Origin of the sequence: Lentibacillus cibarius (assembly GCF_005887555.1) — a bacterium.
Taxonomy (GTDB): domain Bacteria; phylum Bacillota; class Bacilli; order Bacillales; family Amphibacillaceae; genus Lentibacillus; species Lentibacillus cibarius.
Window position 1 is genome coordinate 1004826 of record NZ_VCIA01000001.1, and the last position, 19605, is coordinate 1024430.

17 protein-coding genes are annotated in these 19605 nt (G+C 44.7%); 4 read left to right on the plus strand and 13 right to left on the minus strand.

Going from position 1 to position 19605, the window contains the following annotated elements:
• Window positions 1-13: 13 nt before the first annotated feature.
• The 9 genes from leuD to FFL34_RS04965 all read right to left on the minus strand — a co-directional run bounded on the left by leuD (window position 14) and on the right by FFL34_RS04965 (window position 11599).
• The gene (leuD, locus tag FFL34_RS04925) at window positions 14-595 is read right to left on the minus strand and encodes a 3-isopropylmalate dehydratase small subunit (protein ID WP_138602011.1); all 582 of its coding nucleotides are present in this window, start codon (window positions 593-595) and stop codon (window positions 14-16) included.
• Between the two features lie 12 nt (window positions 596-607).
• Window positions 608-2017 carry a 3-isopropylmalate dehydratase large subunit gene (gene leuC / locus FFL34_RS04930; RefSeq protein ID WP_138602013.1) on the minus strand — a complete coding sequence of 470 codons (1410 nt, stop codon included), beginning with the start codon at window positions 2015-2017 and terminating at the stop codon, window positions 608-610.
• 18 nt (window positions 2018-2035) lie between these two features.
• The gene (leuB, locus tag FFL34_RS04935; protein WP_138602015.1) at window positions 2036-3142 is read right to left on the minus strand and encodes a 3-isopropylmalate dehydrogenase; all 1107 of its coding nucleotides are present in this window, start codon (window positions 3140-3142) and stop codon (window positions 2036-2038) included.
• A gap of 42 nt (window positions 3143-3184) precedes the next feature.
• Window positions 3185-4726 (minus strand): 2-isopropylmalate synthase, encoded by a 1542-nt coding sequence (locus FFL34_RS04940; protein WP_138602017.1) that lies wholly within the window; start codon window positions 4724-4726, stop codon window positions 3185-3187.
• Window positions 4713-5759, minus strand: a complete 1047-nt coding sequence (gene ilvC / locus FFL34_RS04945) for a ketol-acid reductoisomerase (RefSeq protein WP_138602019.1) — start codon at window positions 5757-5759, stop codon at window positions 4713-4715. The genes FFL34_RS04940 and ilvC overlap by 14 nt, the downstream gene beginning before the upstream one ends.
• 44 nt (window positions 5760-5803) lie before the next feature.
• Window positions 5804-6322 (minus strand): acetolactate synthase small subunit, encoded by a 519-nt coding sequence (ilvN, locus tag FFL34_RS04950; RefSeq protein ID WP_138602021.1) that lies wholly within the window; start codon window positions 6320-6322, stop codon window positions 5804-5806.
• Window positions 6319-8043 (minus strand): biosynthetic-type acetolactate synthase large subunit, encoded by a 1725-nt coding sequence (gene ilvB / locus FFL34_RS04955; protein ID WP_138602023.1) that lies wholly within the window; start codon window positions 8041-8043, stop codon window positions 6319-6321. Before ilvB ends, ilvN begins: the two co-directional genes overlap by 4 nt.
• Window positions 8044-8807: 764 nt before the next feature.
• Window positions 8808-10499: a dihydroxy-acid dehydratase gene (gene ilvD, locus FFL34_RS04960; RefSeq protein WP_138602025.1), complete on the minus strand. Its 1692-nt coding sequence runs from the start codon at window positions 10497-10499 to the stop codon at window positions 8808-8810.
• Window positions 10500-10624: 125 nt separating this feature from the next.
• Entirely contained in the window at window positions 10625-11599 is a 975-nt protein-coding gene (locus tag FFL34_RS04965) for a bile acid:sodium symporter family protein (RefSeq protein ID WP_138602027.1), read from the minus strand.
• Window positions 11600-11781: 182 nt separating this feature from the next.
• Here FFL34_RS04965 and FFL34_RS04970 point away from each other — a divergent pair, with 182 nt between their 5' ends.
• Window positions 11782-12888, plus strand: a complete 1107-nt coding sequence (locus tag FFL34_RS04970) for a branched-chain amino acid aminotransferase (protein WP_138602029.1) — start codon at window positions 11782-11784, stop codon at window positions 12886-12888.
• 147 nt (window positions 12889-13035) lie between these two features.
• Here the strand turns inward: FFL34_RS04970 and FFL34_RS04975 are convergent, their stop codons facing one another.
• Window positions 13036-14052 carry a proline dehydrogenase family protein gene (locus FFL34_RS04975; protein WP_138602031.1) on the minus strand — a complete coding sequence of 339 codons (1017 nt, stop codon included), beginning with the start codon at window positions 14050-14052 and terminating at the stop codon, window positions 13036-13038.
• Window positions 14053-14385: 333 nt separating this feature from the next.
• The gene (locus FFL34_RS04980; RefSeq protein ID WP_138602033.1) at window positions 14386-14736 is read right to left on the minus strand and encodes a hypothetical protein; all 351 of its coding nucleotides are present in this window, start codon (window positions 14734-14736) and stop codon (window positions 14386-14388) included.
• A gap of 179 nt (window positions 14737-14915) precedes the next feature.
• Here FFL34_RS04980 and FFL34_RS04985 point away from each other — a divergent pair, with 179 nt between their 5' ends.
• Window positions 14916-15431, plus strand: coding sequence for a GNAT family N-acetyltransferase (locus FFL34_RS04985; protein ID WP_138602035.1), 516 nt, complete (start codon window positions 14916-14918; stop codon window positions 15429-15431).
• A gap of 117 nt (window positions 15432-15548) precedes the next feature.
• Here the strand turns inward: FFL34_RS04985 and FFL34_RS18160 are convergent, their stop codons facing one another.
• The gene (locus tag FFL34_RS18160) at window positions 15549-15704 is read right to left on the minus strand and encodes a hypothetical protein (RefSeq protein ID WP_171046275.1); all 156 of its coding nucleotides are present in this window, start codon (window positions 15702-15704) and stop codon (window positions 15549-15551) included.
• A 153-nt stretch (window positions 15705-15857) separates the two neighbouring features.
• Window positions 15858-16799: a carbohydrate kinase family protein gene (locus FFL34_RS04990; RefSeq protein WP_171046276.1), complete on the minus strand. Its 942-nt coding sequence runs from the start codon at window positions 16797-16799 to the stop codon at window positions 15858-15860.
• A 112-nt stretch (window positions 16800-16911) separates the two neighbouring features.
• Between FFL34_RS04990 and FFL34_RS04995 the strand changes: the two genes are divergently transcribed.
• Together FFL34_RS04995 and FFL34_RS05000 are read left to right on the plus strand one after the other, a co-directional pair.
• Window positions 16912-17898: a LacI family DNA-binding transcriptional regulator gene (locus tag FFL34_RS04995; protein ID WP_138602039.1), complete on the plus strand. Its 987-nt coding sequence runs from the start codon at window positions 16912-16914 to the stop codon at window positions 17896-17898.
• A gap of 290 nt (window positions 17899-18188) precedes the next feature.
• Window positions 18189-19589, plus strand: a complete 1401-nt coding sequence (locus FFL34_RS05000) for a sucrose-specific PTS transporter subunit IIBC (protein WP_138602041.1) — start codon at window positions 18189-18191, stop codon at window positions 19587-19589.
• Window positions 19590-19605 lie beyond the last annotated feature (16 nt).

A 19605-nucleotide genomic window follows, 5' to 3' on the forward strand; every position in this document is an offset into this window, starting at 1 on the left:
TCACTGTTTCTCATCATTTCGCTTCTTGTTCAAACGCACTAATTTTGGCTTCATGTTTTAATGTCAGCGCAATTTCATCCAATCCGTTCAGTAAATTCTCTCTGTGATAAGCAGGGATATCGAAAGGTACTTCTCGCACATCATCACGAACAATCTGTTTTCGCAAATCAACCGTCAACACCAATTCGGATTTCTCAGCCTTCTTCATCCACTGCTGCACCTGTTCCTCGTTCATTTGAACTGGAATAATGCCATTTTTAAGTGCGTTGTTGTAAAAAATATCCGCAAAGCTAGGCGCTATAATAACGCGGAACCCATAATCCAAAAGGGACCATGGCGCATGTTCCCTGGACGATCCGCAGCCGAAGTTTTCCCCTGCCAAAAGGATCGTAGCCTTTTGGTAGGCCGGGTTATTTAGCACGAAGTCCTCCTGCATGTTTCCGTTATCGTCAAATCGCCAATTGTAAAACAGGAACTGACCGAATCCTGTCCGTTCAATTCGCTTCAAAAATTGTTTCGGGATGATTTGGTCTGTATCTATATTCGACCGGTTCAGCGGTACAACGACCCCCTGATGCTCCTGAATTGCTTCCATCATTGCCACCTCCTAACTATATACGTTTGCTGCGAATTGCCGCACATCGACAAAATGTCCTTCAATCGCTGCAGCGGCTGCCATTTCCGGACTGACCAAATGCGTACGGGCGCCATTACCTTGTCGTCCTTCAAAATTACGATTTGATGTAGATGCACAGCGGCCGCCCGGTGGGACAATATCGTCATTCATCGCCAAGCACATGCTGCATCCGGCCTCACGCCACTCAAACCCGGCTGCCTTGAAAATTTCATCAAGTCCTTCTTTTTCAGCTTGCAACTTTGTCCCAAACGAACCTGGTACGACAATGGCCCGAACACCTTCATTTACTTTTTGACCTTCCACAATGCTGGCGGCTTTACGCAAATCGGTAATACGGGAATTCGTACACGATCCGATGAACACATGATCTATCGCAACAGACTCAATCGGCTGGTTTTCTTCCAACCCCATATAGTCCAGCGCCCGAGTAACTTCATCAGGGTTTTCCGATTCATTGACAATCGGTGTACTGCCACTGACCGGTACGCACATCCCAGGATTGGTGCCCCAAGATACTTGCGGCTCGATTTCTTCCGCCTTAATCGTGACCGTTTCGTCGTAAACCGCACCTTCATCGGTAGCAAGGGATAGCCATTCCGCAGCTTTTGCATCAAATGCTTCCCCCTGCGGCACGTTCGGTTTATCACGCAAAAATTCTATCGTCGTCTCATCCGGGCTGATCAGACCTGCTCTTGCACCAGCTTCAATAGACATATTGCATACAGTCATGCGTCCCTCCATGGACAAATGACGGATGGCCTCGCCCGTATATTCAATTACATAACCAGTACCAAATCGAACACCGAATTTCGAAATGATAGCTAGAATCAAGTCTTTGGCAGTCACCCCTGTGCCGAGGTCGCCTTCCACGTGAACATTCAGCGTTTTCGGAGGCTTCTGCCATAGCGTCTGTGTTGCCAGAACATGTTCGACTTCGCTAGTGCCGATACCAAAAGCGAGTGCCCCGAATGCTCCGTGGGTCGACGTATGGCTGTCACCACACACAATCGTTTTGCCGGGCTGCGTCAAGCCAAGTTGCGGACCAATGACATGAACAATGCCCTGATCAGGATGAAACATATCAGCAAGCGTAATACCGAAATCACTACAGTTTTTGCGCAACGTTTCCATTTGTTTTTTGGAAATATCGTCATTGATGACGTTGCGGTTTTTTGTTGGCACATTATGGTCCATCGTAGCGTATGTCAAATCAGGACGTCGGACTGTGCGGTTGTTCAGACGCAATCCCTCAAACGCTTGTGGGGACGTCACTTCATGCACCAGATGCAAATCAATATACATCAGGTCTGGTTTTCCTTCTTCTTCGTGCACTAAATGATTTTTCCAAATTTTTTCTATAATCGTTTCCGGTTTTGCCATTCATCTCACCTCCATATACTAAACATACATACCACAAATGCTGTCTGAGACACTTTTGCACGTTAAATTTTCCACAACAGCTTCGGTCATTTCGCGGGTGCTTACTTCCTGACCGCCTCGCATGTCAAGATCTGCTGTATGATAACCTTGGTCCAGACATTCACGAACAGCCTGCTCAATGGCCGCTGCCTCAGCCTCCATCTGGAACGAATGGCGAAGCATCAGCGCTGCAGAAAGAATCGTGCCTAAAGGATTCGCAATCCCCTTCCCCGCAATATCCGGTGCTGATCCGTGTACAGGTTCGTATAAACCAGCTCCATCTGAACGTATGCTTGCTGATGGCAGCATTCCGAGTGATCCGGTTAAAACTGACGCCTCATCACTTAAAATATCACCGAACATATTTTCCGTTACCATCACATCAAATTGATTTGGATTGGTAATCAGTTTCATCGCGGCGGCATCAACCAGCAGGTGTTCCACGGTGACATCCGGATAAGCTTTCTTTTTCTCTTCAACAATTTCGCGCCAAAGCCGGCTCGACTCCAACACATTTGCTTTATCGACGGAAGTCAGGTGTCGGCGACGTAAACGGGCACTTTGAAATGCTTTATCAATAATCCGTTCCATCTCTGTCCGCTCATATGCGAGTGTGTCAACAACGGCATGACCATTATCCCGCCGTTCACTTGGTGTACCAAAGTAAAGCCCACCTGTCAGTTCCCGGATAATCAGAATATCACTGCCTGCAATGATCTCCTCTTTTAAAGGGGATGCATGCAATAATGATGGGAATCCTTTGACCGGGCGCAGATTAGCAAACAGTCCCAACGCTTTACGAATGCCGAGCAATCCTTTTTCCGGTCGCTTATCAGCAGGTAGCCCATCCCATTTGGCACCACCGACAGCGCCTAGCAAGATGGCATCAGCGTTCTGGCATGCGTTAACTGTTGCATCTGGCAGTGGTGTCCCGTAGTTGTCAACTGCAGCACCACCAATTGCATGCTCATCAAGTGTGAACGTGTGGCCAAATTCACCTGCCACAGCGTTCAGCACCTGTACAGCTGATTCAATAATTTCCTTCCCAATACCATCTCCAGGAAGCAGAATAATGTGTTTATTCATGTGCTCCCCCTCCTTTGCAGTAATAGCTGATTTTCTTGACGTTTACTTAACCACTTCTTCTTTTGGCGCTTTCGCTTGAATAAAATAGCGGTTGACTGCATTTAAAAAGGCATTCACAGAGGCTTCCAGTACGTCTTGTGCTGTTCCTCTTCCGTTCATTGTCTCCCCATTGACTGAAAGCTGCACATGCGATTCTGCAAGCGCATCTTTGCCGCGTCCAACCGAGTTAAGCTGGTAATCAGTAAGCTGCAATTCTTCCTCGATTAAGGAATCCAGCGTCTTATACAGCGCCTCGACACTTCCATTTCCTGTACAAGCTGTCTGCACTGTGCTGCCTTCCGGTGTCGTTAGTGAGACAGTCGCCGTTGGAATATTGGACGTTCCATACTGTACTTGGAACATTTCCAACTCATATTTATTAACTGCCGATGTTTCAGTCTGGACTTCCATCAGAATCGTATACAAATCATCATCTGTAAATTCCCGCTTATGATCGGTCAGCTGCTTAAACATGTTGAAAGCCTCTTGCAATTTGTCTTCGGATAGTTCAACACCAAGCTCACGAACCCGGTCCTGGAATGCATGTCGTCCGGAATGTTTACCGAGAAACAACGTATTAGCCGTGACACCGACCATTTCCGGCGTGATAATTTCGTAGGTTTCTTTGTTTTTCAGCACGCCATCCTGATGAATTCCAGCTTCATGGGAAAAGGCATTACGTCCAATGACTGCTTTATTTGCCTGCACATACATACCGGTCAATTTAGCGATTAAATCACTCGTTCGCTTTGTTTCATCCAGCTTTAAACCAGTGCTGTATGGATAGTAATCAGCGCGGACACGTAATGCTACAGCAACTTCCTCTAGGGATGCGTTTCCTGCCCGCTCACCGATACCATTAATCGTGCCTTCTACTTGTGTTGCACCATTCTCAACGGCCGCAATTGAATTGGCAACAGCCATTCCCAGGTCATTGTGGCAATGACATGACAGCTCTACCCGGTCAATATTCGGGACCGTTTCCCGGAGATAGCGGAACATTTTCCCGTATTCGTCTGGTGTCGTGTAGCCGACTGTATCCGGCAAGTTAATAACGGTTGCGCCGGCATCAATTACTTGTTCAATGATCTGGGCCAAAAAGCTCCAATCCGAACGTGATGCATCTTCTGCTGACCATTCCACTTGCGGAAATTTCTCCCTGGCATAGCTGACCATACTGACGGCATTGTCAATTACCTGCTCTGGTGTCTTTTTTAATTTATACGTCATATGAATCGGGGACGTCGCCAAAAACATATGCAGACGCGGTTCTTCCGCATATTTCAAGGCTTCCCAAGCAGTATCGATATCGGATTTGGTTGTACGAGCCAGTCCTGTAACCGACGTTTCTGTGATGGTCTCGGCAATCGCCTTAACCGCTTCAAAGTCACCCTGGGAGGAAGCAGGGAATCCTGCCTCCATCCGATCCACTCCAAGGCGTTCAAGCTGTTTGGCAATTTCAAGTTTCTCCAATTTATTTAAGTTGACCCCTGGTGACTGTTCGCCGTCCCTTAGTGTCGTATCAAAAATTTTAATTCGTGACATGCGCCTTCACATCCTTTTGCTTATTTTTTTGCTCTTCCTGTAGCGGCTGTTTCACAAAAGGCATTAACTCACGCAGCTCCCTTCCAACTTGTTCTACCTGCAGTTTCTTCTCTCTAGCATTGATGGCGTTGAATTCCGGCCGGTTCGCCTGATTTTCCAAAACCCATCCTTTAGCAAATGCACCTGACTGAATTTCATTAAGAATTTCCTGCATCCGTGCTTTTGTTTCATCATTAATAACACGTGGACCGGAAACAAAGTCACCCCACTGGGCGGTATCTGAAATCGAGTAGCGCACATTTTCCAATCCGCCTTCATACATTAGGTCAACAATGAGTTTCATCTCATGCAAACATTCAAAATAAGCTACTTCCGGTTGATATCCAGCATCAGTTAATGTTTCAAAGCCAGCTTTGACAAGGCTGGTCATACCGCCACACAGAACGGCTTGCTCCCCGAACAAATCGGTTTCCGTTTCTTCCTGAAAACTCGTTTCAAGAACGCCGGCTCTGGCTGAACCGATGCCTTGTGCATAAGCAAGTGCGACCTCCTTGCATTTGCCGGTAACATCCTGGTAAACACCGTACAGGGACGGTACACCGCTACCATCTTCAAACGTACGTCTAACAAGATGGCCCGGTCCTTTCGGTGCAACAAGAAAAACATCTACGTTGCTCGGAGGAACAATCTGGGAAAAATGAACGTTAAAGCCGTGTGCGAAAGCAACTGCATTACCAGGTTGCAGATTTGGTTTAATGCTTTCTTCAAAAACAGTTGGCTGGTGCTCATCAGGCAGTAATATCATAACGACATCCGCTTTTTGGACGGCTTCGGCTACTGGAAAAACATCAAATCCATCTTCTTCAGCTTTTTGTTGAGATTTTCCGGGTCTGAGACCGACAATGACATCATAACCGCTTTCCCTTAGATTCAAGGCATGTGCATGCCCTTGTGATCCATAACCGACAATCGCCACTTTTTTCTCCTGCAATACCTCTTTTTGAATGTCTTTTTCATAAAGTACTTTTGACATAATGAAATCCTCCTTGATTTTGTAATGTGTGTTTTACCATCCTGTCAGGCAAGATGTGTATTAAGATCAGTAACTTCCTGTGGCTGCTGGCCTCTTAAAAATGCTGTTACACCAGTTCGCGCCAGCTCCTTGATGCCATATGGTCTTAAAAGAGAGATCAGTGCCTCTACTTTATCCGGCTTCCCGGTCACCTGCACTGTCAAGCTATCCCTACTGACATCGATCAGAGAGGCACGGAACGGGGTAATAACCCCCTGTATTTCAGCACGCGTCTGGCCGCTTCCTACAACCTTTATTAGGGCTAACTCCCGTGCCACCATCGCATGATCAGTAATATCTTTGACTTTTAGCACATCAATCTGCTTATTTAGCTGTTTGGTCAGCTGCTCCAGTTTTTGATCGTCACTAACATTGACAACGAATGTCATCTTGGATATCCCGACACGTTCCGATTTGCCCACTGAAATACTCTCAATATTGAATTGACGTTTATGGAGCATGCCAGTAATTCGGTTGAGTACACCACTATGATCCTGAACATCAGCTGTTATTACGCGTTTCATTTTGTCACCCCTATCATTTCATGGATACCCTTACCCGGAGCAATCATCGGGTAGACGCATTCCATCTGGACCACACGGCAATCAACAACAACGGGGCCATCATGATGGAAAGCCTCTGCAAGCGCTCCTGGTAATTCGGCTTCCTGCTCTACCCGCATACCGCGTATGCCATAACATTCGGCCAATTTTACGAAATCGGGATTTTCTGAAAAAATTGATTCTGAATACCGCTCATCGAAGAATTTTTCCTGCCATTGGCGCACCATACCAAGTGACTGGTTATTGACGATAATTACTTTAACGGGCAACTGCCGTTCCTTAATGACTGACAGCTCTTGACTGGACATCTGAAAACCGCCATCCCCAACAACGGAAACCACAAGTTCATCCGGTGCACCAATTTGTGCTCCAACTGCTGCCGGAAAACCGAATCCCATTGTTCCCAATCCGCCTGAAGTGACCCAACGCTTGGGTTGATCAAATTTGTAAAACTGAGCGGCCCACATTTGATGCTGCCCGACATCTGTTGTTACAATTGCCTTCCCATCCGATTCGCGGTATATTTCTTTTATTAGCCATTGCGGTGATATACATTCCTCGGCATGATCATACCACAGTGGATAATCACGTTTGTTCTGTTCCAACGTATCTATCCAAGCATCGTGTTCAAGGGTGGTAATATCTTTTTCAAGTAACGCTCGTAACGCTTCGGCGGCGTCTGCTACAATCGGTATTTCTGTTTCAACATTTTTGCCGATTTCAGCTGGATCAATATCGATATGGGCAACTTTTGCATTTGGGGCAAAATGCTTCAGATTTCCGGTAAGCCGATCATCAAACCGTGCCCCGATATTGATAAGTAAGTCGCATTCATAAATGGCCATGTTGGCTGTGTAATTGCCGTGCATACCAGCCATCTGCAATGACAAATCATGGGTTCCCGGAAAACTTCCAAGGCCATGCAACGTGTTTGCCACCGGCAGCTGGTTTCTTTCAGCGAATTGTCTTAACAAATCAGCTGCTCCACTAAATACAACACCTGCACCCGAGAGAATCAGCGGTTTTCTTGACCGGCTTAAGGCATCAGCCAATTTGACAATTTGCAACGGATTAGGTTTCGTGTTCGGCTGATAACCAGGTAAATGGCACGATGTTGTTTCATCTTTACGAGTCGTGACCGTCTGCGAAATATCTTTCGGAATATCTACCACTACCGGTCCCGGACGTCCGGTCGATGCAATATGGAATGCCTCGCTGACGACCCTTGGCAGTTCTTTTAAATCCCTGACCTGATAATTGTATTTGGTGATCGGTGTGGTAATGCCCATCACATCTGATTCTTGAAATGCATCTGTCCCGATAACATTTGTGGCAACCTGACCGGTAAAGACAACCAGCGGCAGTGAGTCCATCATGGCATCGGTAATCCCGGTCACTAGATTGGTTGCACCGGGTCCGGAAGTTGCCAGGACAACCCCAGGCTTACCAGTAACACGCGCATAACCTTCAGCAGCATGCACGCCTCCCTGCTCATGTCTTGTTAACACATGGTTAAACGGGGTGTCATTTTGATACAGCGCATCATAGATTGGCAGCACCGCCCCACCCGGATAACCAAATACGGTATCAACACCAGCTGCTACCAGTGCCTGAATAAGCACATCGGCACCGGTTACCTTCTCCTCCACTTGTTCCAATTGATGCTCAACCTTTACACTCATTGTGCTCGCCTCCTTTTATACTTTTAAACCCGGCAATCGTTCTTTTTGAACAAGTGCCAACGTAAATCACAATCTTGCAAACGAAAAAAGACCCTTCTCTCCCTGAAAACTGTATCATTACAGAATCATTGGGGAGAAAAGAGTCATCTTTCCACGGTACCACCCAGTTTTATAGCACTCTCGCGAATACTACCTTACCAGCTGACAACAGAACAGCTGCGATTTTGATAACAGGTGCAAAATACCAGCACCCGGCCCTGCCTAGTAGGATAACCCGTTCGACACGGCACTCAGGGAAGATGTCGGAACATCATGCACTTCCGGGCTTCCAGCAACCCCGGCTCTCTGTGAGTGCATAGCTACATGTTCCTTTTATCCCTTCATCGTGTTGGAGCTTATTTTATTAAATGCTTTGTACGCTTTTATAATTTGTATTGCCGATAATCATATAACGGTTTTAGAAAAGAGTCAACAGTATTTTTAAATTTTTTTGATACTTCACATAAGTTGAAAATACTGTATACGCTTACATCGACAGCATGTCAAAACTTCGCATAAATGTTTCAATTTTGTTACAAAGTGGACTTTTCTCTAAATCCTTTAAAATATACCCACTTTTTCCCTAAATGGCATTCTGCAGCCCCTAAACCTGATGAGTAACGGCTGTGCCAATCGCATCACCCTCAATGAAACGTTATCTGTGGCAAAATCACATAAAAATAACTCCAGTAATCCGAACTGGAGTTATTTCATGTGATATTGAATTATTCATCCTGATCCAAGAAATCAGTTACTGCACCCTTAGACGAACAAGATACGTTATGGGCATATTTACCCAAGACACCTTTTTTGTACAATGGCGGTGCGATCCATTCCGCTTTTCGCCGAGCAAATTCATCCTCAGAGATAGCGGCGGATATTTCTTTTTTCTCTGAATCAATCGTAACACTGTCACCCTCCTGCAAAAGCGCGATAGGTGCACCGGTCTGTGCTTCTGGTGCGATATGACCTACAACAAGCCCATGTGTCCCACCTGAAAAACGGCCATCAGTCAATAGGGCAACTTTTTCACCGAGCCCTTTACCAACAAGCAGGCTGGATACAGAAAGCATTTCAGGCATACCAGGCCCACCTTTTGGTCCAACATAGCGGATAACGAGCACATCGCCTTCCTGTATTTCATTTCGTCTGACCGCATCCGTTGCCTCCTGTTCAGTGTTAAAGACACGCGCCGGGCCTGTGTGTCGTTTCACCTTGACTCCGGATACTTTGGCAACAGCTCCTTTAGGTGCAAGGTTACCTTTCAGGACAATCAGTGGACCATCGGCACGTTTAGGATTGTCAAGCGGTGCGATAATCTGCTGATCCGCTGCCAGTGATGGTGCATCAGCAAGATTTTCAGCAACCGTTTTTCCAGTAACCGTCAGACAGTCCCCATGCAGATATCCCGCTTCATACAAGCGTTTCATGACGGCTTGTACACCTCCGACTCGGTGCAAGTCCTGCATAACATACTTCCCGCTCGGCTTTAAATCAGCCAGATGTGGGGTTTTTTCCTGAATCCGATTAAAATCGTCAATCGTGATGTCGACACCAATCGCATGAGCCATTCCAAGCAGATGCAGAATGGCATTGGTCGACCCGCCAAGTGCCATCACAACGGTCATGGCATTCTCAAATGCCTCTTTTGTCATGATGTCTTTCGGATAGATACCTTTGTCCAGAAGCTTGTAAACGGCTTCACCCGCCTTAGCACAGTCCTCTGCTTTTTCATCAGACTCAGCAGGGTTCGACGAGCTTCCCGGCAAACTCATCCCCATTGCCTCAACAGCGGATGCCATCGTATTCGCCGTATACATACCGCCACATGCACCCGCACCAGGGCATGCACGGCATTCAATATTTTTTAGTTCCTCATCACTGATATCGCCATTATTGTGCTTGCCAACCCCTTCAAATACAGACACGATATCAATATCTTTACCATTGTGCGAACCCGGCGAAATAGTTCCACCATAGACAAAAATGGCCGGAACATCGGCGTTGGCAATGGCAATCATACAGCCGGGAATGTTTTTATCGCAAGCACCGATGGCAACAAACCCGTCCAAATTTTCGGCACCGACAACTGTCTCAATCGAATCGGCAATGAGATCACGGCTGGGTAGTGAATAACGCATGCCTTGTGTCCCCATGGAAATGCCGTCGGAAACGGTAATCGTATTAAAAATGAGCGGCGTGCCACCCGCTTCTCTCGCCCCTTTTTTAGCACTTACAGCAAGATCATCAATATGAATATTACATGGTGTTACCTCGCTCCATGTACTGGCAACACCAATCATCGGCTTTTGAAAATCCTCGTCAGTTACACCTACTGCCCTTAGCATAGCACGGTTCGGAGCACGCATCGTATTATCACTGAACACTTGACTTTTAATTCGTAAATCTTTTTCCATCCTGCAGTCCACCTTCCTTTTTGAGTAATTATAGACCTAATTTTCAAATCGTTCAATATTTTTTATTTAAACATACTATTGTTTCGAAAATTTGATCTGCACAGGCTCGCTTGTTGTTCTTTGTGCTACCTCGTTTTAGCCTGCTTTTGAATGATCATCGTGGCCGACTGTTTTCTCTGCATCCTTTTTTCCCCACCATGTTGCAGTACCGGCCCGGAAATGTTGTGCCAGACACTGAACAAGGCACTTGGTACTGCTGCTGCTGGAGCAAAATGGGCGAGTGCCAACGTCGAACCAAGTCCAGAATTTTGCATACCAACCTCAATCGAAACAGCTTTTTGATCTCGCAAATCGAATCGGAACAGCTTTGCCAGAAGATAACCAATGAAAAGTCCTAACACGTTATGCAGCATAACAACTGTCATAATCAGCATACCTGTCGTAAGAATATACTCCCGATTGACCGCTACAACAGCGGAAGCTACTGCAACAATGCCAATTACCGATACAAGCGGCAGCACTGCCACACTTTTGTCAACTTGCCGGCTGAATAGAATACGAATCACAACACCCAGCACAACAGGGATTAATACAATCTGCACAATCGAGATAAACATATCGCCTGCGGATACCGGTAGCCACTTGCTGGCAAACAACCATGTCAGCATCGGTGTTAAAACTGGTGCAAGCACTGTCGATACCGCTGTGACTGAAACCGAAAGTGCTGTATTCCCTTTCGCCAGAAATGTCATCACGTTGGACGCCGTTCCCCCTGGGCAACAGCCAACCAGAATGACTCCAGCCGCAACCTCTGCAGGCAGCTGAAAACCAACAGCAAGTCCAAACGCAAGAAGCGGCATGATAGTATATTGCGCTGCAACGGCCGTTAACACACTTTTCGGTGCACGTACAACGCCTTTAAAATCGTCCAGTGTCAACGTGAGCCCCATTCCAAACATAATAATTCCTAATAGCAGTGCAATATGCGGGGCAATCCAGGCAAAACTTTCCGGTGAGAGAAGACTTAATACTGAAAATACAATCACCCAAACCGCAAATGTCTTTCCTGCAAAATTACTGACCTTTTCCAACACTTTCATCTGAATCCTCCTCCAATAACCTAATAATTAAATATTTGAGAATCTTATCATAAATGCTCGTATTTTGGAACCGGTGCCCGCAATTGTTTTGGCTATTTTGTGAAAAATTTTAAATTGGGCTTGCTTTTGCGCGAATTTTATTCTAATATGGGATACAACTTTTTACACAAGGGGATGGGGACATGGAGAAGGAACATGCTATTCAAATAGATCTCTGTTCTTCACGCAAAGAAAAACCGCGCGATGACGAGTTGGAGTTTGGCAGAACGTTTGCCGACCACATGTTTGTAATGGACTATACAGAAGGAGAGGGCTGGCATGATGCACGTATTGTTCCATACGAGCCGATAACGATTGATCCGTCAGCTATGATTTTTCACTATGGCCAGTCCGTATTTGAAGGAATGAAAGCTTATTTGACAGCGGAGGGAAATGCACAATTGTTCCGGCCTGAACGCAATTTCAAGCGGATGAATCATTCCAACAGCCGCCTGTGTATACCGCCGATTGATGAGGCGTTTGCATTGAAAGCTTTGAAGCAGCTAATAGCATTAGAAAAGGAATGGATCCCTAAGGCTGAGGGCACATCACTGTATATTCGGCCATTTATTATTTCCACCGAGCCGTTTCTTGGTGTTGCGCCAGCACGTCATTATAAATTTATGATTATTTTATCGCCAGTCGGTGCTTATTATAAAGAAGGGATTAATCCAATTAAAATCGCCGTTGAAAGCGAATATGTACGTACCGTGAAAGGCGGAACCGGTGAGGCGAAAACCGGCGGAAACTATGCAGCAAGTCTTAAGGCACAGGAGGCAGCAGAAGAAGGCATTGCGCAGGTGCTATGGCTAGATGGTGTAGAAAAGAAATATATCGAGGAAGTCGGCAGTATGAATGTGTTTTTCAAAATTGACGGGAAAGTAGTGACACCTGCGTTAAACGGAAGTATTCTTGAGGGGGTTACACGAAATTCAGTCATCCAACTTTTAAAACACTGGGACGTTCCGGTCGAGGAGCGGAAACTCTCCATGGATGAGGTGTTCCAAGCACACCAGGAAGGCAAGCTGGAAGAAGCATTCGGTGCAGGAACCGCTGCTGTTATTTCACCAATAGGAGAGCTTGTCTGGGGTGAACATCGCCTGAACATTAACAGTGGGAAAACAGGCGCTGTCGCTAAAAAGCTATATGATACCCTGACAGGCATCCAGTACGGTAAAACAATCGACCCATTTGGTTGGGTAATGCCAGTGGAAGAACGTGATCTACAGAGTCTTAAAGCCACTGTATGAACGGACTGATATTGATTTCATTTTCTTATACAGCACAAGCATAAGGCTAGACTGCTACAGACGATAATAACCCCCGGGATAACAACATATCCGGGGGTTGTTTACCTTTCAAATGCAAGAAATGATTATAGGTTTAATAATTTTCCACTAAGATGATACCTTATCTTTATTTTTTCTGCGCCATATGGCAAGTGCGGATGCTGCCGCAATGGCACCTCCAGCAATAACAGGTCCTTTTTTCAATTTATTATCTTCCGTATATAAGGCATCCTTCATGACTAGATTTAAGTTCTGCGGGCGTTCTGCCAGGCGGCGCATGAAATAGCCGAACCAATCATCACCAAATGGAATGTACGTACAGAAGTTATAGCCTTCTTCCGCCAACTTATCTTGCATGTCATTGCGGAACCCGTAAAGCATCTGAAATTCAAACACATCCGTACTAATGGCATTCTCTGCTACAAATGTCTTTAGCTCCTCAATAATATGATGATCATGTGTAGCAATGGATGTGAATGTATTCCCTAGCAATCTTTGTTTCGCAAGTCTAATGAAATTAAGATCAATATCCTGCTTGTTGGGATAGGCGACGTCTTCTCCTTCTTTGTAAGCACCTTTAACCAACCGTATACGCACGTCTTTCAGTTTATCCATATCTTCCTGTGCTCTATAAAGATACGACTGGATAACGGTTCCAACATTGTCATAACGCTCACGGAGAACCTCTAGCACTTCTAGTGTCTGCTCATAGTGTGTATAGTCTTCCATATCAATATTGACAAAAATATTATATGCCGCAGCTGTATCCAGTATCTCTTTCATGTTTTCGATACAGTACGATTGGTCAATGTCCAATCCCAGCTGGGTTAATTTTACTGATAAATGACAGTCCAGCTGTTGCGAATGGATAGCCTCTAATATATGAATGATTTGATTTTTAGCCTCCGTTGCCTCTTGTTTATCTGAAACAAATTCACCCAAATTATCAAGCGTACAGCTAATACCTTTTTCATTCAGTGACTTGACAGCTTCTACGACACTTTGCACAGTTGTGCCTGCAACAAACTTATCCGCACCAAGGACGAATCCCCACTTTTTTGCCTGTGCATTTAAGAAATGATTGTTTGATAAACCGATAAAAAAATCCCTTGTCACATTTGTCATGCTGAAAACTCCTTCAGTCCAAATTTGTAAATCTGCTCGTTGCAACCGTATTCATATTTCAAAATTAAAAAGCTGAAAAATTCGAGCGAGCAAACTTATAGAATTCATACTATTTTTAAGTCTATAAATCTATTATACTATAAAAATGCGAAAAATTTAATATTACTTTTTAAAAAATGTTAGGCTAAAGAAACAACATTACTATTTTAAGAAGTTTTCGGTTTCGTCTTCTCTGGAACCGGTGGAAATTTTTTCAGGAACGGTGGTGAAGTTAATTCGTGGGGTGGAGTTGGATTACAAGTTGAAAGCTAATTTAAGATTCAATCAGCAGTTTTAAGACTGAAGAATGGTGCGAAGTTTTCTTTCATGCTGTAGATTTTTGCTTGATAAGTAATCAACCGTTTCCTGTGTTTCCGTCATATCCACACGAAGCCCGTCAACTTTTTTCTCCAATTTATCAAACCGTTTATCCATCTTCTCAAACCGCTCGTCCATCCGTTCTTCCATCGATTTCATCTCACCATATATACGTTGTTCCATTGTTTGCATCTCGCCATATATACGCTGTTCCATTGTTTGCATTTCGCTATATATACGCTGTTCCATCGATTGCATTTCTTCTTTGATTGTACGAGAAAAATCATTCAATGCTCCTAAAATTTGCTGCAGTTCTGACTGCTCCATTTTGCTGCACCTCCTATCTTCTATGATTTTGTAATTACCTTTTTCTATTATAATACATCCATATACTTTTTGCTAGTCAACTAATGAAATAACGCTTCCGATCCGATTGGTAGCAAGTGACGGTCAGTCCAAGTTTTGATACGATAATAACATTACAATAAACGAATGGGGGAACAACAATGCAGCAGGAGTTGCGGCTTAGATCACTGGAAAAAGATGACTTGGAATTTTTGCACAAGCTTTACAATGACCCGAATGTGATGGATTATTGGTTTGCTGAATCACACTATTCATACCAACTGATCAAAAACCAATTCGAAAACAATCTGGAAAGTACAGAACACCGGGAGTTTATTTTATGTTCTAACGAAGAACGGATTGGATTTGTAGGTATATTCTCCATCAGCCAGCGACATAGAAATGCGGAATTTGCCATCATGATTGACCCCAACCACCAAGGAAACGGTTACGCGATCACAGCCACAAGACTGGCAATGGATTACGCGTTTAACGTACTGAATCTGCATAAGCTGTTCTTATACACTGATAAAATAAACGAAAAGGCTATCCATATTTATGAAAAAGCTGGATTCCGGTTTGAGGGCGAACTACCTGAGCACGCATTTGTAAACGGCCGCTACCACGACCTCATCACCATGAGCGTCTTCCAACGTGATTATCGACAGAGATTCTAAAACCAAGGGGACAACCCCCCTGGTTTGGCAATCCGGGGGAGAAAGGGTATGATGGCCCGGACAGGGGGAGGTAAATCAAAGGTACACTACTCTCCCAGTCCGGAACAAGAAGCTAAATTAACGGTCATGTCGCTTATTGCGTTTGTTATCTAAATTAAGAAACTCTCTGTCCTCTGCAAGCTCCATGTCAGGATCAGGCTTTTGTCTCATAAATCTGTTTTTATTGTTTTGGTTGCCTTTATCCTTGTTACGATTTTTATTTTTCTCAGACATTTCCTCAAGCCTCCTAAACCAGTATTACCCTTATGTTTCCCGCAACCTACATCTTTATGAGCGAAACTACCGCACCATAGTTCTGCTCTTTCCACGATGTCAGTGATGGCGTTTCAACTGCCTGTACTGATACGTCCAGCCTAAGGTTGCCACTTATAAATATTGCTTCACTTCTGCCAGAGTTGGCAATGCCTGCATAGCACCTTTCGTGGAGGCTGTTAATGCACCAGATATGGCTGCAAATTCCGCCATTTGCTTAGCATCCTCTAACGTAAGCTTGTCCAGACTTTTCTCAAATTGGCACAAACAATATAGCATGGCTGATACGAAAGCATCGCCGGCACCAGTTGTATCCACTGCGGTTACATTCATCGCTGGTACATACGCTGACTTTCCCGCAGCAATGACATAGCTACCTTTTGCCCCAAGCGTAATGACAATGTATGGGATATTATACACAGCGAGTTGTTTCACCCCTTCTGCAAAGGAATTACTTTCGGTTATAAATGTCAGTTCTTCTTCAGACAGTTTTAAAATGTCAACTTCTTGCAGTATTGATACAATCGCCGTGCGTGCCTGTTCCTCCGACTCCCAGAGCATCATCCGCAAATTAGGGTCGTAAGAAATAAGCATACCATTCTCTTTTGCCCGTTTGACAGCATGCCTAGTCGCTTGTCTTGCAGGTTCCTGTATCAAAGAAATAGAACCAATATGCAGGATTTTATGTCTTAGTAAGTCTGTTTCATCAATATCTGATGAAGCAAGAAACCGGTCAGCACTTGGGTCAATGTAGAAGTCAAAACTGCGATCACCGTCTGCTGTATTGGTTACAAACGTCAACCCTGTCCGATATGCACGGGTGAACGACAGTTGATTAGTTCGAACTCCAAACGAGGCAAGGGTGTCTTTCATAAATTTTCCAAGTACATCGTCGCCCACTTTTCCTAGAAATGTTGCCTTCTCGCCAAGTCGTGCCAGACCTGCTGCAACGTTGGCAGGTGCTCCACCTGGACTTCGTTGAAAAGTGGTATTTGTCGAATTGGCTGGAATGAAGTCAACTAAAGCTTCTCCCAGCATAATGGCGCCCTGTTTCATCGTTATTGCCTCCCTGTGTTATCATGTGGATATTACTCACTTTATCATTTGCCATCATCCTAGGCAAAGATGATTCGTCTAGAGACAACTACTTGTAAAGGGGGGAGAACCGGTGCATACCATTAAAGAAATCGCAGAAATGGCAAATGTGTCCCGCTCGACCGTTTCCCGCGCATTAAATAATTCCGGTTATGTCAGCGAGGAGGCGAGGAAACGAATTAACCAAGTTATCGAAAAAACAGGCTATGTGCCAAGTGAACATGCCAAATCACTTCGCACAAAGAAAACAAAAGTCATTGGGGTCATTGTCCCAACTATCCATACGGAAACATCCGGGAAAATCGTTGCCGGTATTGACCATGAGTTGGCAAAGCACGGATATCAAATTTTACTCGCGACGACCAATCTTAATCGAAAAAAAGAGCTCGAATACCTTGATTTGCTACAAGTTCGTCAAGTTGACGGTATTATTCTGCTGGGCACGAATACACAGCAACAGCTGGTGGAAAAGCTCAACACACTTTCGGTACCTGTGGTTGTGATTGGTCAAGAACTTGAAGGCATTATAAGCGTTGTGAATGATGATGAAGGTGCTGCAATGGAGCTGACGTCTTATTTAATCAGTCAAGGTCATACTCGTATCGGATTTATCGGTGTTGACGAAACAGACCGTGCTGTTGGATATATGCGTAAGCAAGGGTATCTAAAGGCGATGAACCACCATCGGCTTCCCGTCAAATCAGAGTGGATGCAGGAAGCCGTTTTTGACATTGATTCCGGTCACGACGCCATGCAAAGAATACTACAGCAACCCAATCACCCAAGTGCTGTTTTTGCCGCAACAGATCGATTGGCAGTCGGAGCCATCAGCTTTCTGAAACGAGCTGATTTTCGCATCCCCACTGATATTGCTGTTGCTGGAATAGGAGCGTCTGAAATCGCAACATACATTGACCCGCCTTTAACAACCGTGGAATACCAATATGAACTAGCTGGAGAGCATGCTGCCAGACAAATTCTATCACAAGCAAGCGGTAGTACAGAGGTACATGAAAAAATTGTTCTCGACTATAGACTGAGTATCCGTGATAGTGTATGATAAATACATGGAATCGATTTCACTCACATTCAACAAAAACAATCAGTAAACGAACAAAGTGGCCCGCTATCGTTATCTGTTGCCAATTACCTATAAGGGAACGATTAGCATAAACTTGCCCATCCCTCGACGAACAAGGTGAAAGATTATTTGGACATGAGGTGGGATCGATTCCAGAGGAGCGCTTGACCGAGATAAGATGCCCCAGCGTTCAATTGCTAGGGTTTCTATTATGTTCATTATGGAATCGATTCCAGGGGAATAATAAATCCAAAAAGGAGTGAATCAGAATGGCTGAAAATAAAAAAATTGCTAAAGAACTCATTGAGGCTATTGGTGGAATAGAGAATATTCAGTCCGTCGCCCATTGCGCCACCCGGCTTAGGTTTATGGTCATTGACAAAGAACAGATTGACCAAGAAGCAGTGGAAAACGTAAATAAAGTGAAAGGTGCTTTCTTTAATTCCGGCCAATACCAAGTAATCCTTGGGACAGGAACAGTGAATCAAATTTACAACGAAGTGGACAAATTTGGAGTTAATGCAACCGATAAATCCGAACAATCGAAAGCGGCCGCGAAGGATAAAAACGCACTGCAGCGTGCGATTCGTACATTGGGCGATGTCTTTGTTCCAATCATCCCGGTTCTTGTAGCTACCGGTCTGTTCATGGGTGTTCGTGGGCTTGTGATGCAAGAGCAAATTTTAGCATTGTTTGGCATGACTCCCGCTGATATTTCAGATAACTTTCTGTTGTTCACGCGAATTTTAACCGATACAGCATTTATATTCTTACCTGCCTTAGTGGCGTGGTCGACATTCCGAGTTTTTGGTGGAACCCCAATTATTGGGCTTGTCCTTGGATTGATGCTTGTTAGTCCGGAATTGCCGAACGCGTGGAATGTGGCAACCGAAACTGAACCATTGTACTTTTTCGGTTTTATTCCTGTTGTTGGCTACCAAGGGGCTGTATTACCAGCCTTTTTCACGGGCATTCTTGGAGCCAAACTCGAGCAGTTTATTCGTAAGCGGGTTCCAGAATCACTGGATTTAATTGTTACCCCATTTTTAACATTACTGCTTATGATCATTACTGCCTTGTTTGTTATTGGCCCAATTTTTCATACGGTTGAGGAGTATATTTTACAGGGAACGCTTGCTGTTTTGAATGTGCCATTTGGCATTGCCGGTTTTTTAATCGGCGGATTGAACCAGATTATTGTCATTACTGGTGTGCATCACATCTTTAACTTAATGGAGATTCAGTTACTTGAGAAATTTGGAAATAACCCTTATAACGCTATCATCACTTCATCTGTTGCAGCACAAGGTGGGGCAGCGCTTGCGGTTGGTATGAAGACGAAATCAGCCAAATTGAAAGCACTAGCCCTACCGTCATCCTTTTCCGCGTTTCTTGGCATCACGGAACCAGCTATTTTTGGGGTGAATTTGCGTTATGTTAAACCATTTGTGGCCGGACTCATTGGTGGTGGAGTCGGTGGTTTTATCGCATCTATTCTTGGGCTAAAAGGAACTGGCATGGCAATCACGGTTATCCCGGGTACACTTTTATACCTGAATGGCCAAGTATTGCAGTATATTTTTGTAAACATTGTTGCTATTGTTGTTGCTTTCGTTCTGACATGGCTTTTCGGCTTCTCGGACGGTGATCGTAAGCAAACAAACACTTAAACACTGATGAACTAAT